Origin of the sequence: Sphingobium sp. EM0848 (genome assembly GCF_013375555.1) — a bacterium.
GTDB lineage: Bacteria > Pseudomonadota > Alphaproteobacteria > Sphingomonadales > Sphingomonadaceae > Sphingobium.
This window is the reverse complement of sequence record NZ_JABXWB010000005.1, coordinates 1708972-1722067: the sequence shown is the minus strand read 5'-3', so window position 1 is coordinate 1722067 and position 13096 is coordinate 1708972. Positions and strand designations below refer to the sequence as shown.

Below are 13096 nucleotides of genomic sequence, written 5' to 3'. Positions count from 1 at the left end.
CTCCTATCCCGACACCGTGTAGCCGCCATCGACCGGCAGCGTCTGGCCAGTGATCCAGGCAGCGGCGGAGCTGGTCAGAAACAGGATGGCGCCCGCAATATCCTCCGGCTCGCCCAGTCGCCCCAGCGGGGTGCGCGCCATGGTCGGCGCGGTCCATTGCTCCTGCTCGAAGGTGCCCGCCGTCATGTGGCTGCGGGTAAGGCCGGCTGCGACCGCATTGACGCGAACGTTGCGCGGTCCCCATTGCACAGCCAGCGTGCGCGTCAGGCCGACAAGGCCAGTCTTCGCCGCACCATAGCCCGGAACGAGCGAGATACCGAAGAAACTGCTCATCGAGGCGATACCGATGACCGATGCTCCACCCTCGATCCGGCTCTGCGAGAGCAGATCGACCGTCCGACGGGCCATGCGGAAGGCACCTATGAGCAGCATGTTGACCGAGCGCGCAAAGACATCCGGTTCATATTCGTCAAGGCCGATACTGGGCAGCGCCATCCCGGCATTGTTGACGAGGATATCGAGCCGGGGAAGGGCGGCGGCCACCGCGTCGATGCTGGCGCCGTCCTCCATATCCATGCGAAGATAGCGATAGCCGCCAAGATCCGCATCATAATCGGCGGCGCTGCCGCGCGTGCCGGTGATGGTGACCTCCGCGCCGGCATCGCGATAGGCTGCCGCCGTCGCGCCGCCGATACCGCCGGTTCCGCCCGTGACCAGTACATGGGCGCCGGCATAATCATGACGAATGTTGCTCATGGCTTTTCAACCTCCACCCAGCGTCCTTCAGCAGCGGAGCGGCGGGCCGCGTCGAGCACCGCCTGCCCGGCTGCGGCATCGCGGAAATCGCCTGCCGGATCTGGCAGTGGCGGCGCGCGCCCTTCCATCTTCGCCTTCATCTGGGCGAACAGCTTGGCATAGGGCGCGACATCGAAGCCCTGCGTGTGCCAGCGGTCCATCTCGGTCTGGATCAATGCCTCGACGCCGAAGGGTTCGGGCGCGGGGTTCACCAGTTCGGGCGGCATGGCGATCTGACGCTGGCCGTCCGCATTTTTGACCCACAGCTGTTCGGGGTCGCCAAAGGCCGCGCCCGACTGAATCCAGGCAGCGCCGCTGGTGCCCGCGACTTTGGTCACCATCACGAAGGGGCCGGGGAAATATTGCGCCGCCTCTATCACGCCGCGGCAGCCGGTTTCCGTGACGAACTGGACATTATAATAATCGTCGGAGGTCATGCCGGGGCGGCCCGACAAGGTGCGCAGGATCGCGCTGACCGCCACAATCTCTCCAACAGTGGATCGCACCTGATCAATCATATGCGTCCCGAATGCGCCCAGGAATCCGCCGCCCTGTTCCGCGTCGGTCCACCAGTCGGTCAGCGGCTCGTCACCGCTGCCGCCGGGCTGCTGATAGATGCGGCTGAACATCAGCGGATCGCCGATCATCCCCTCCTTCACCACCCGGCGGAGCAATGCCTGCGCGCTGTCGAAACGGAATTCCGCACCCAGCGCATGGACGATGCCAGCCTGCTCGGCGGCAACCAGCATTTCACGCGCCTGGGAAAGATCCCTGGCGAAGGGCTTTTCGCACATCACTGCACGTCCGGCGGCGATGGCTTGCATGACGGGGCGATAATGGGCGTGGGGTGGGGTTGCGACCGTCACCAGCCGGATTGCCGGATCATCCGCCAGTACCTGTTCCAGATCATCGGACGCCACCGGAATGTTCAGCGGCGCAGCGCGTTCGACCGTCCGCTGGCGATCACGGCCCACGATAGCGCGCACTTCGATACCGGCGTCGCGTAACGCGCGAACGTGGGTGAACAGGCCAAAGCCCGTCCCCACCACAACGGCGCCTATGGGTTGCCTTTCATTGCTCATACTTGATCCCTTGCCCTGTCGATGATGGCGCGCGTCGCTCCGGCCCAGTGCCGGATGGTCTCTGCCATGGGTTGCGATGACGTCTCTGCCGAGAAGATTTCAACGGAAACGGAAGCGGTGCAGCCGGTTGCATCCAGCGCACGGACAAAGCCGGTCAGGTCCAGATCGCCTTCGCCCGGCACCAGCCGCCTGGTCATGGTTTCATGCAGCAGGTCCTTGCCCGGTTGCGCGGGCGCGTCGTTGATCTGCACGCTCAGGATGCGCGTTCCCGGAATGGAGGCGAGCAGTTCCAGCGACGACCCGCTGCGAAAGAAATGCCAACTGTCGAGCAACAGGCCGCCATTGGACCTGCCTGCCGCCTGCACGATAGCCCAAGCCCGGTCGAGCGCTGGAATCCCGCCGAAAGGCAGGAATTCGATATGCGCTTTCAACCCTTGATCCGCCGCCATGTCGCATAGCTGGGCGAAGGCTTCAGCCGCTTCGTCCAGGGAAGGTATGACGCCCATCATCTCGACGACCGTGATCGACGGCGCGTCCATCCGCGCAGCCGTTTCGATCACCCGTTCAGGCGTCAGTGTCCGCAACAGCGCGGCCATAGGAACATCGTCGCCAACGCTCCTGTGCGAGGGTAGCCAGCAGGCGATGCAATCCATCTCCATGACGCGCAGCCCCTGATCCGCAAAACGGGTGCGGATTTCGGCGGCGTGCATACCCTCCGCCTCCAGTGCCCAGACATCGCGAGGCATCAGGGACAGGCCGCTGAATCCCGCATCCCGCGCCGGGGCAAGCCGGTCGAGCAATGGCACATGGCTGAAGGGTGGCGCGGCAAGGCCGAACTGGGTGGACAGCATCAGTGGGCCTCCATGTGGAAATTCAGTTCAAGGAGGATGCCGTTCTCCTCCATAACGAAGATCTGGGTCAGCTTGGCGGGCGGGTAATCCTTGCGGATGAAGGCCCGTCCCGTTGCGCCGATGCGCTCGATCATGTCGTCCAGATCATCGCATTCCAACGCGACATGGTGCACGGTGCCGCTGCCCCGCGCGGGGATGAAGGGGTGCATGTCGTCGCTCGGATAGCGGCCGTCCAGCGGGCCGATATGGATGATCGGGTGTCCATCCGGATCATGAATCCAGCAGCCCCTGTCGATATGGTCCGCGCCCGGTGCGATCCTTGCCTCCAGTCCCAATATGTCGCGGAAGAAGGCTGCGGTGCCCGGCACATCGGCGGTCCGGATGTTCACATGGTCAAGCGAGCGGACAGCCATGGCGTCAGTCCACAAACTGGCCGGTGTCGACCGCCTGCGCCGGATCGAGCGCTGTCGCCCCCTCCCGCTCCAGCCGTTCGAGCGGCAGCCGCCACAGCTTGACGGGTGGCGTTACCTGCGTCTGGACGAAGCGCAGACCCCATTGGCCCTTGTCATGACCGAAGCTGTTGACCCAATTGCCGCCCGCGCCGGGATCGCGTTCGGCGATGACGATGCGGACGCGGCCATCGGGCTCTGCAACGAAACGGCTGTTGTTCACCCAGCCATTGCCGTCCTCGAACGTGTCCAGATTTTCCTGCCAGATGTTGCAGATCTGGAAGTTCCAATATTCGCAGGGCGGCGGCGTGAATTCCAGCACCAGCGCCTCTTTCATGCCTTTCTGCCAGCCGCCGAAGGCGACGTGGCGGTCGGGCACGCCGCCATTGGAAAGATATTGCGCGCGGCTGTAATCGAGCCGATTGAGTTTGGCGGAAAAATTGCCCTGATTGCCCTGCCACCAGTTGCGCACCAGTTCAGCGTAACCGAGCACGCCCTGCGCCGCCCAAGCAAGATTGTTCGCCATCAGCGCGGGCGTGATCGGTTCCGGTGCGACGCCGTCCATCCGTTCGATGGTCATGGCGGGCGCAGTCTGGCTGGAACGGTCGCTCCAGACCAGACGGATGAGGATGCAGTTGGTGTCGGGGGCCAGTTTCAGCCAGTTCTTGCCCGGCCCCGGATCGTTCTGCGACAGGATGATCTCGAACGTGCCATCATCGGCGATGATGAGTTGCTGGCTGGCGAGGAAGCCGGTCGTCTTGAGGTTGGAAGGGTCGAACTGCGTCAGGCCCTCCACGCCTAGCGGTGCCCAGTCACGCGCGCCCGGATATTCGGGGGCCGGAGCGGTCAGCACCGCCATCACGAAATAGGGGATGGTGCCGCGGGTTCCGGTAATGCGGTAATCGCGCGCCTCATCGAACTGGCACATCAGATGGTCCTGATCGACCGTCTGGAAATTGATCGACTGCCGCCAGACCATGTCGCGCAGCCGGGGCCGGGTCGGCTCGGCATTTTCGATCAGCCGCTCGCAGCCCGAGCGGGTGAGGCGCGTCAGGAAGCGGTACCATTCGGCGCGGTCGAGATCGGACGGCTGGTCGCCGAACTGATCGATCATCCGGCCCGCGACCTTCAGCGTGTCGCAGAAATCGTCCCATGCCGCGCCGGAGAGCAGGCGTTCTGCTGCCTTACCATCAGCCTTCATGTCAGTTCTCCAGCTTGACAGGGAATCGGTTGTAATAAAAAGCGAAACGATCCCGAAGAGCGGCTACGTCCACGCCGAAAACCCCCTCCAGATCGTAGATTACGCGGCCCAGCGCATGGCGCGGATTTTCGTCGAGATAGCCCAGCAACGCGTGTTCGGCCTCAGGCGTCAACGGCAGGCCCGCCAGATCATAGACGCGTCGCATCATGCCTTCCTGATCGGTCATATATTCGTGGAACAATATGTCGATCGACTGCTCCGGCCCCCACGCTGAACGCTGCTCAATGCAGGCGCGCAGCAGCCGCTCGATCCGGTCGATCCAGTGCCGGGCCAGACCCGGCGGATCGGTCGGATCACGGCGGATACGGTCCGAATAGCCCAGCATGGTGGTCAACGAACGCAGCACCGCCACCGGGTCGCGGTGGGTGATGACCAGCGTTGCATCGGGAAAGGCCGCCTTCAGGGCCTCCAGATTTTCCATATGCTGTGGCGATTTCAGAATCCAGCGGTTCGGCCCCCGGAACCAGGTCAGAACCTGAAGCACCTTTTTTTCGTACAGATAGCTTGGGGTACGATCATGCGCGAAATAATGATCGATCCAGCGCGGGATGCGCGTCTGGAATTCCCAGCTATAGCAGTTGATATCCATGTAGAGCAGTTCATTGTCCTCATGGATCGATGCGGCATCCATGCCGTGCATCGCCGCCATGTGCGGCAGCATGGATTCAAAATGGCCCCAGAATTCGGCGCTGCGCAGCGCGCGTGGGTCGGGTTCTCCCGGCTCGGGCGGCGGCGCGCTGGGGACGGGTTCCTCCGATTCCCAGAGGGTGAGCGAACGCAGCCTTTCGTCGCGCGCCAGCCAGTTGACCAGATGGGTCGTGCCCGAACGCGGCAGCCCGGCGATGATGAGCGGTTTTTCGATTTCGATGTCGAGGATTTCCGGATGGCGTTTCACCAGATCTTCGATGCGTAGTCGGTTCGCCATCACACGGATGGCATGGTCGATGATCGTGATGCGTCCGCCGCGCGTCAGCCCCACATCCTCCGCCAGTGATTGCAGCACGACGGCCAGACGTTCGCGAAAACCCGTATCCTCGCCAAAGTCGCTAAGGCCTCCGGTCATGGCACGGGCGCGGGACAGGATTTCATCGACGCCCATATTCTCGTCGAAATCCGCTGGACCCTGTCGGGCGGCGATGATGGCGGGGGTGAGGCGCGGTTGCGCCAGATCGTCGATGATGATGTCTTGCGGCGCGCTCATGCGGGCTCCTCTGCAAATCTCAGCATGACCTTGGCCGATCGATCGGCATCGGATGCCATGGCCAAAGCCGTGTGGAAGTCGTTGAAATCGAATTGGTGGCTGATGAGCGGCGCCAGATCCTGCTCACCCGCCGCAATCATCGCCAGCGCCTCACCAAATTCGGCGGAGCGGTCGATGGCGATGGAACCGCTCATCAATATTTCGTTCGCCATCATACGCCACAGGTCAATGGCGACCGGCTTCTTATAGAGCGCGACGATGGCGATGCGGGCGCGATATTTGGCGATGCCGAACGCTTCGGTCAGCGCGGCTGGAGCGCCGGCTGCGTCGATGAACACATCTGTGCCGACATAGGGGGCGCCGAAGCGATCCCCGCTGCCATGAGTGCGGGCAAGCGCGTCCGTCATTCGCTCCGCCATAACGTTACAGGCCAGCGTCGCGCCCAGCGCGCGGGCGCGTTCTAGCCGGCTTTCCACCCGGTCGAATATCGCGATGTCGGTAACACCCAGATGGCGCAGCATGGCCACGGTGCAAAGGCCGATCGGCCCCGCACCCAATATCGCGACCTTATCCTGCGGCCGAACCTTCATCCGCTTCAGCGCGTGGAGGCCCACCGACAGCGGTTCCGCCAGCGCCGCCTGCGCGAAGTCGACATGATCGGGCAGGGGAAAAAGGGTTTCGCCGATGCGTGCGCCGCTTACCCGGATGAAGGGCGCCATCGCGCCGTCCGGTCCGCCACCGCCGATAAAGCCATGGTCGGGGTTGACCGCGACCCGCATTCCGACGTCGATATCCTCGACGCCGGGACCCAGGGCAACCACCGTCCCGGCAAATTCATGACCAATGGGTAATGGTTTGCTAAGTGGCTCGACACCGCCCAACCCGCCCTGAGCTATATAGCTGAGATCGCTGCCGCAAATTCCGCAGGCGGCAACCCTGACGACCACATCCCCTGCGCCAGCAAGCGGCATCTCCATCTCATCCAGCCGAACATCACCTGGACCGTGCACGCGCGCGAGTTGCATCGCCCTGCCATCCTCTCCGCTTATTTGTCCTGTTGCGTTGAAAATGCCATCTCGGGCTGCGCATCACCAGCCTTTCTTCTGTCGATATCGTGAGATTATCGTTTTCCTGTGACGCAAAATGAACCTTCATGCGCCGGGGAAGGGGGCCACATAAATGAAGAGGGCCTGAAGCTTGGTGAAGCTTCCGGCCCTCTTCATTGTCGTGATCAGGGGTTACAACATGTCTGTCAGCCGGCCGTTTGTCCTCCATCGACGGCGAAGGCGACGCCCGTAATGCGCTTGGCTTCGGCCGATGCCAGGAACAGCACGCTATCGGCAATTTCGTCGGTGGTGGCCATCGCACCGCTGTCGAGCCAGGAAGCCGAGCGCATGACCATCTGCCAGTCGATATTTTCGGGCGGCGCCTGTTTCGTCATTGGCGTGTCGACACCGCCAGGGCAGACTGCGTTCACCCGCACGCCTTCCTTGGAATATTCCAGCGCCAGGGCGCGTGTAAGCCCAATAACACCATGTTTGGATGCGCAATAGGCGGCATTGAAAGGCACGCCGACCAACCCGGCTGCCGATGCCATGTTGACGATATTACCGCGCCGTTCAATCAGATGCGGCATTGCCGCATGGCACATTTGATACACGCCGGACAGGTTCACCGATATCGTGCGGTCCCAGCGGCCACGATCGATTTCCTCAAAGCGCCCGAAATCGAGTATCCCGGCAATATTGCACAGAATATCGAGGCCGCCATGCAGGCTGACCGCCCGGTCGATAATGGCCTGGCAGGAGTTTCCATCGGCAATATCCAGCGTCGTGGCGGTCGCTGACTGCCCGATTGTCTGGGCGGCTTCCTCGACACCGGCAGCATTGCGATCGCCGATGACGATCTTCGCGCCTTCGGCTGCAAATTTTCGCGCTACTGCCAACCCGATCCCCGATGCCGCCCCGGTTATGACCGCAACCTTGCCTTCCAGACGCATCTTCGCTCTCCTTTGTTCACATTGAGCGTGGAATGCGCAAAATTTATACGCAATTCAAGGGTGAAATAATAGAATTTCCGTTAAACGCGGAACGCGTTCCGAACGTGCTGATCGGTTATGAATGCTACGGTAGAAGATGCAGACGGGGAAATGTATAATCGTTTCGGTTCGTTGACGGACTCGTCCGACCGAGTGCGCGCTACAGAGGATAGGGAAATGGTGCAATCATATGCGCAGATGGCGGTGCTCATTTCCGATGGCAGGACGGCATGACCCACATTGTTCCGGCCTTTTGTCTGGATCATCTTTCGCTCATCGACCTTGATGCCAGGACGGTGATCTATGCCGCGGCGAGCGCCGGTTTCGCTTCCGTCAGCCTCTTCGTCACGCCCATTCCGATCAGTCCGACGCCCGACCTCATAACGGATCAGTCGGCGCGAAGGGAGGTGGTCGCCGCTTTGCGCGACACGGGCCTGGATGTCGCGATCGTAGAGCCGTTCATGCTGGACGCCGCACCGGATTGGAAGCTGTTCGAACGGAGCGCGGCGCTGGCGGCCGAACTGGGCGGAACGGTCAGTCTGCTGGGCCTTGACCCAGATCATGCGCGGTTGATGGAATCGATCGGCCGCATGGTGGACATCTGCCGGAAGGCCGGAGCGCCCGCCATCATAGAGGCTTTCCCGCTCGCGGCGATCGCCTCGCCCGCGCAGGCATTGCAACTGGCGCGCGCCTTGGGGCCGGATGTGGGGCTTTGCATCGATAGCCTGCACGTCATTCGCGGCGGTGGCAGCTGGGACGATATTGCAGCTTTGCCGCCGGAACGCATCCGCCACGCCCAGCTAAGCGATGGCCCCCTGATCGCCCCCGCCGACCGGATCGATGAAGCGGTGTTCGATCGTCTGTTGCCGGGGCAGGGCGCCTTCAACCTGCGTGCCCTGCTTCCCTTGCTGCCCGATCACGCGACCGTGGCGGTGGAGGCACCCTCCCGCGCTTTGGCGCAGTTTACGCCGCATGAGCGTGCGGCGCGGTTGATGCAGGCAATGCGCGACCTTTACGCGGAAGCCTGATCGGGCGACCCGGACAAAGCCGGGTCGCCATCATAGATTAACGGCGCCAGGCCAGCGTGATGCTGTAGCGACGCGGCGGCGAATAATAGGCCTCCGTGAAGCCGAAGCTGGTCGAGGCATCATAGCCTGCGGTGATGATGCGGCGGTTCGTGATGTTGTCGACGCCCACGCGCGCCGACAGGCCGCTGTCTGCAAAGCGCAGTTCCGCGCTGGCATTGAGGATGGCGTGATCGGGCTGCCGCAACAACGGCGTGTTTTCCGCGTCGACGAAGACTTCGCTCTTATAGGCGACGTCGAGGCGGACGACACCCTCCACCTTGTCGCTGAGCGGCGCCTGATAGACCGCGCTGGCGTTGGCGGTGATGTCCGGCGCCTGCTTCAGCTTGCGATTGCTGACGTCTGTGGACACGCCATTGATGACCGAGACATAGTTCAGATATTTGGCGTCAAGCAGGCCAAGAGCGCTGGTCAGCGTGAAGCGCGGCGTCACACGGAAGTTGCCTTCCAGTTCAATGCCCTGAATACGCGAGCGCCCGGCATTTTCGTTCCGCACGACAATAAGGCCGCTGGACGGGCTGACGGTCGAGACAAGGATCTGCTGGTCCCGATATTCATTGCGGAAGACGGCGAGGTTAATCGTCGCGATCCGTCCGAAGCCGGCCTTGATGCCCGCTTCATAGGCAGTCAGATGTTCAGGATCATATGAACCGATTTCCTCCACCGATGTCGGGCGACCGTTGAACCCGCCCGACCGGAATCCCTTCGAGTAAGAGGCGTAGGTCATCAGGTTCGGCCGCACCTTGTAGGACAGCGATGCCCGGGGCGTGAAGGCGTCCCAGCTTTTTTCCAGTGTATAGCTGGGCGTCCCGGCCAGCAGCGGTTCGCCCGAATAGATGCGCGTGGCGGTCTGGGAAAACTTCTTCTTCTCCCAAGTGTAGCGTGCGCCCAGTTCCAGCGAAAGACCGTCGACCAGTTCATAATTGCCATTGGCGAACAGGGCCAGATTGTCGGTCCGCTGGCGATTGCCGAAGTCGATATTATAGTCGAGCGAAGAGGCGGGAATGGAGATGCCGGGACCAATGGGGAAGGGGTCCAGCCCAGCTGCGACCAGTGCCGGATAGAGACCGTCCGCAACGATGAGCCGGGTATTGTCGCGCGTGTTCTCGCGATAGGCGAAGGCGCCGAGCAGCAGCGTGCCCCGCCCGCCCAGATCAACCGACAGTTGCAGTTCCTGGCTGATCTGACGCGCCTTTTCGTCATGAATGTCGCCCGCATAGTTGACTGCGGCCGACGCGTCGCCGTCCCGGCCGAACAGCGCATCGACATAGCGATAGGCGGTGATCGATTTCAGCGTCGCTCCGCCCAGATCGGCGGTCAGCGTCAACGAGCTGTTGAAGGCGTCGGTCTGATCCTTGTTGAGGGCGGGCGTGCTGTCGGTGCGGTCGATGTTGCCGGGCACAGTGCAGCAAGGCGCGAGGAAGGCCGATTGCAGCGCCGAGAAGAAGGTCGGCGTAAAGGCAATCATGCTGTGCGGTGCGCTATGCTGCCGCCGGTGAAGTCCATCAGCCTGCAACACCGCGTCAATCACGTCGCCCTTGTAATGCAGCGCCATCTTGCCCGCGACGACATTGCGATTGCCCAGATTGTCGCCGGAGGGGATTTTCTGCCACCCCTCGCCAAATTCACCGAGCGCCGCGACGCCCAGCGACCAGCGGTCCGACAGCGGCGTTTCGACATAGACGCGGCCGCGCACCGTGTTGAACGATCCATAGCGCAGATCGGCTTCGATTTTCTGGTCCTGGCCGGGGATGGCCGATACGACGTTGATCGCGCCGCCCACAGTGTTCTTGCCGAACAAAGTGCCCTGCGGCCCGCGTAGCACTTCGATCCGGTCGATGCCCAGCAATTCGGTCGTGGCGCCGAAGGTGCGGGCAACATAGACGCCGTCAATATAGACGCCGACGGCCGGGTCGGAGGTGATGATGAAGTCATTCTCGCCCACGCCGCGAATGAAGGGGGCGATGCCGCCGCTATTGCCGCCCTGGCCGGGCGTGAACTGGATGTTTGGGGCGATCTGGCTGACCTGCGTCACATTGTCGAGGCCCCGGCTGTTGAGTGAGGAGGCATCGACTGCGCTGACCGCAATGGGCACGTCCTGCAAGCGCTCCTCCCGGCGGCGAGCGGTGACGACGATGTCGCTGCCGTCGGACATTGTGGCTGGCGCAGGCTCTGCTGCTGCCTGGGCCTGCGCGGGATTGGTTGACGCCAGAATGGCGAGTGACGTGATGGCAAATGGCAAACGGGACATGAATTTCCCCCCTTATTGATTTTTCAGTTCTTCGAACCGGCCGTCCGTCATCCCCACGGCGGCCGGACGAATGTCTCTAAAATTTCCAAGCTTGAACTGTGGATCGTCGGATTGCGGCGACACAAAGCCTGTCAAAATTCCATAATGATGACGCAATATAATGCTTTAAGATGACTATATTGTCAATATGCGTAGCAATTTATGGGTTTTTGCTCTATCATCTTCGGATAATATATGGCGGTGATGGGATATGGGCGAAACGCATCCGGCAATGCGAATGTGAAGCCATTTTCTCTGCCGCCGATTGGGAACTTGAAAAATTTGCCAAAGGAGAAGCTGATGCCGTCTGAAAGTGTGACCGTGGAGCGCCACGATCCGTTTGCAGTCTATGATCCTGAGACGCTGGTCGCGTCCGATCCGATAGAGATCGACGCGCCGGCCATGCTGGTATGGGAAATCCTGACGGACCTGCCGCGCTATGGCGAATGGAATCCGTTCTGCGTGTGGGCGCAATCGACGCTGGAAATGGGCGCGGCGGTCGAAATGCGTCTGGTCGACTATGCCAATCCCGGCGCGCTGGCGCCCAATTGCGAATATGTCTGCGCGTTCGAGCCGGGGCGATTATTGTCTTGGGAACTTCTCGACAATGAAGTCTGGCCCTATCCCGCACGGCGGGACCAGATGATCGAAGAATTGGGGCCCGAGAAATGTCGATACCAGTCCACCGATGCCTTTTTCGGTCCCAATGGCATTCATGTCATGCGCTTTTGCGGCCCATGGGTGACGCGCGCCTTCAACGATACGGCCAAGGCGCTGAAGGCACGAGCGGAGGCGATGCACAAGGGCGCCTGATCGAGCGAGAATAAGAAGGTGGAAATGCGTCGCAATCGGATTGCGGCGCATTTTCTTTTCTGCCCTTTGGATCGGGGACCAAAGCGGTGCAATTACGCAAAGCATCAATATAACCGCCATGAATATATCTTAATGCGTCAGTTTTATTGATGTCAGGTATCGGAAATTCGAAATGGTAGCATGACTGTCCAGCGTCTAATCAGGCGTTGCAAGCCCCTTTGGCGCGGTAGAGGAGAGTGATGTGAAGGCCATGATATGCGGCACGTTCGCGCCGGTGGAAGCGCTTGCATATGGCGATTTCCCTGCCCCCCAAGCTGGCCCGGGTGAACTGCTGATCGATGTCGCGGCAGCGGGCGTCAATTATCCTGATGTTTTGATCGTTCAGGGCAAATATCAGACGAAACCGCCGCTTCCCTTCGTGCCCGGTAGCGAGGCGGCCGGCCATATTGCCGCCATTGGGGAAGGCGTGGAGGGTTTCGCAGTCGGGGATCGGGTCATCGCCTTTACCGGCAGCGGCGCCTTTGCCGAGCAGGTGCGGGTGCCCGCGTCTCAGGTCTGGCCGGTGCCCGAAGGTGTTGATCTGGAGGTCGCGGCGGGAATCGCGATCACCTATGGCACCTCCTATCATGCGCTGAAGGACCGCGCTGCGTTGCAGGTGGGCGAAACGCTGCTTGTGCTGGGTGCCGGCGGTGGCGTGGGCCTGACCGCCGTCGAACTGGGCAAGCATATGGGCGCGCGCGTGATCGCAGCGGCATCCAGCACGGAAAAGCTGGCGCTCGCCAAGGCACAGGGGGCCGACGAACTGATCGACTATGCGCGGGAGGACCTGCGTGAACGGATCAAGGAACTGACCGGCGGCAAAGGCGTGGATGTCGTCTATGACCCGGTCGGCGGCGCGAGCAGCATCGTCGGCGTCCGTTCGCTCGCCTGGGGCGGGCGGCATCTGGTCATCGGCTTTGCAGGGGGTGAAATCCCTGCCATTCCCGCCAATCTTCTGCTGCTCAAGAGCGCGGCGGCGGTCGGCGTACTCTGGGGCAATTCGGTGCGCGCCGATCCGGTGAGGCAGGGCGCCAATATGCGCCAGATCCTCGACTGGCTGGCGCAGGGCGCGCTCCGGCCCGTGATTGACGCCCGCTTCGCCCTGTCCGACGCGGTGGCGGCGCTCCAGCATCTCGAAAAACGCCAGGTGAAGGGCAAGGTGCTCCTGACCCGTGGCCCCGCATCCTGAACA

12 protein-coding genes are annotated in these 13096 nt (G+C 61.9%); 3 read left to right on the top strand and 9 right to left on the bottom strand.

Translation table 11 applies throughout. The features are described from left to right. Nucleotides 1-3 precede the first annotated feature (3 nt). The 8 genes from HUK73_RS25870 to HUK73_RS25835 form a co-directional block, all read right to left on the bottom strand. On the bottom strand, nt 4-756 hold the full coding sequence (locus HUK73_RS25870; RefSeq protein ID WP_176594584.1) for an SDR family NAD(P)-dependent oxidoreductase: 753 nt from the start codon (nt 754-756) through the stop codon (nt 4-6). Then, a complete protein-coding gene (locus tag HUK73_RS25865; RefSeq protein ID WP_176594583.1) occupies nt 753-1877 on the bottom strand; it encodes a Gfo/Idh/MocA family protein in 1125 nt (374 codons plus the stop codon). The genes HUK73_RS25870 and HUK73_RS25865 overlap by 4 nt, the downstream gene beginning before the upstream one ends. Further along, nucleotides 1874-2728: a sugar phosphate isomerase/epimerase gene (locus tag HUK73_RS25860; protein ID WP_176594582.1), complete on the bottom strand. Its 855-nt coding sequence runs from the start codon at nt 2726-2728 to the stop codon at nt 1874-1876. The genes HUK73_RS25865 and HUK73_RS25860 overlap by 4 nt, the downstream gene beginning before the upstream one ends. Further along, entirely contained in the window at nt 2728-3141 is a 414-nt protein-coding gene (locus HUK73_RS25855) for a VOC family protein (protein WP_176594581.1), read from the bottom strand. Before HUK73_RS25855 ends, HUK73_RS25860 begins: the two co-directional genes overlap by 1 nt. Before the next feature lie 4 nt (nt 3142-3145). Then, entirely contained in the window at nt 3146-4378 is a 1233-nt protein-coding gene (locus tag HUK73_RS25850) for a DUF1214 domain-containing protein (RefSeq protein ID WP_176594580.1), read from the bottom strand. 1 nt (nt 4379) lies between these two features. Further along, nucleotides 4380-5639, bottom strand: a complete 1260-nt coding sequence (locus HUK73_RS25845) for a sulfotransferase (protein WP_176594579.1) — start codon at nt 5637-5639, stop codon at nt 4380-4382. Beyond that, complete coding sequence (locus HUK73_RS25840) at nt 5636-6664, bottom strand: zinc-binding dehydrogenase (protein ID WP_176594578.1); 1029 nt, start codon at nt 6662-6664, stop codon at nt 5636-5638. Before HUK73_RS25840 ends, HUK73_RS25845 begins: the two co-directional genes overlap by 4 nt. Before the next feature lie 227 nt (nt 6665-6891). After that, on the bottom strand, nt 6892-7638 hold the full coding sequence (locus HUK73_RS25835) for an SDR family NAD(P)-dependent oxidoreductase (RefSeq protein ID WP_176594577.1): 747 nt from the start codon (nt 7636-7638) through the stop codon (nt 6892-6894). 269 nt (nt 7639-7907) lie between these two features. Between HUK73_RS25835 and HUK73_RS25830 the strand changes: the two genes are divergently transcribed. Further along, a complete protein-coding gene (locus HUK73_RS25830) occupies nt 7908-8705 on the top strand; it encodes a sugar phosphate isomerase/epimerase (protein ID WP_176594576.1) in 798 nt (265 codons plus the stop codon). A gap of 37 nt (nt 8706-8742) precedes the next feature. Here the strand turns inward: HUK73_RS25830 and HUK73_RS25825 are convergent, their stop codons facing one another. Then, nucleotides 8743-11013 carry a TonB-dependent receptor gene (locus HUK73_RS25825; RefSeq protein WP_176594575.1) on the bottom strand — a complete coding sequence of 757 codons (2271 nt, stop codon included), beginning with the start codon at nt 11011-11013 and terminating at the stop codon, nt 8743-8745. A 339-nt stretch (nt 11014-11352) separates the two neighbouring features. Here HUK73_RS25825 and HUK73_RS25820 point away from each other — a divergent pair, with 339 nt between their 5' ends. Together HUK73_RS25820 and HUK73_RS25815 are read left to right on the top strand one after the other, a co-directional pair. Beyond that, the gene (locus tag HUK73_RS25820; RefSeq protein WP_176594574.1) at nt 11353-11865 is read left to right on the top strand and encodes an SRPBCC domain-containing protein; all 513 of its coding nucleotides are present in this window, start codon (nt 11353-11355) and stop codon (nt 11863-11865) included. A gap of 241 nt (nt 11866-12106) precedes the next feature. Beyond that, nucleotides 12107-13093, top strand: a complete 987-nt coding sequence (locus HUK73_RS25815; RefSeq protein WP_176594573.1) for an NADPH:quinone oxidoreductase family protein — start codon at nt 12107-12109, stop codon at nt 13091-13093. Nucleotides 13094-13096: the final 3 nt, after the last annotated feature.

What these genes read in the sequence shown, in the direction of transcription:
- HUK73_RS25835 (WP_176594577.1), bottom strand. Translation starts at nt 7,638, where the DNA reads ATGCGTCTGGAAGGCAAGGTTGCGGTCATAACCGGGGCGGCATCGGGG.
- HUK73_RS25850 (WP_176594580.1), bottom strand. Translation starts at nt 4,378, where the DNA reads ATGAAGGCTGATGGTAAGGCAGCAGAACGCCTGCTCTCCGGCGCGGCA.
- HUK73_RS25830 (WP_176594576.1), top strand. Translation starts at nt 7,908, where the DNA reads ATGACCCACATTGTTCCGGCCTTTTGTCTGGATCATCTTTCGCTCATC.
- HUK73_RS25825 (WP_176594575.1), bottom strand. Translation starts at nt 11,013, where the DNA reads ATGTCCCGTTTGCCATTTGCCATCACGTCACTCGCCATTCTGGCGTCA.
- HUK73_RS25870 (WP_176594584.1), bottom strand. Translation starts at nt 756, where the DNA reads ATGAGCAACATTCGTCATGATTATGCCGGCGCCCATGTACTGGTCACG.
- HUK73_RS25845 (WP_176594579.1), bottom strand. Translation starts at nt 5,639, where the DNA reads ATGAGCGCGCCGCAAGACATCATCATCGACGATCTGGCGCAACCGCGC.
- HUK73_RS25840 (WP_176594578.1), bottom strand. Translation starts at nt 6,664, where the DNA reads ATGCAACTCGCGCGCGTGCACGGTCCAGGTGATGTTCGGCTGGATGAG.
- HUK73_RS25820 (WP_176594574.1), top strand. Translation starts at nt 11,353, where the DNA reads ATGCCGTCTGAAAGTGTGACCGTGGAGCGCCACGATCCGTTTGCAGTC.
- HUK73_RS25855 (WP_176594581.1), bottom strand. Translation starts at nt 3,141, where the DNA reads ATGGCTGTCCGCTCGCTTGACCATGTGAACATCCGGACCGCCGATGTG.
- HUK73_RS25865 (WP_176594583.1), bottom strand. Translation starts at nt 1,877, where the DNA reads ATGAGCAATGAAAGGCAACCCATAGGCGCCGTTGTGGTGGGGACGGGC.
- HUK73_RS25860 (WP_176594582.1), bottom strand. Translation starts at nt 2,728, where the DNA reads ATGCTGTCCACCCAGTTCGGCCTTGCCGCGCCACCCTTCAGCCATGTG.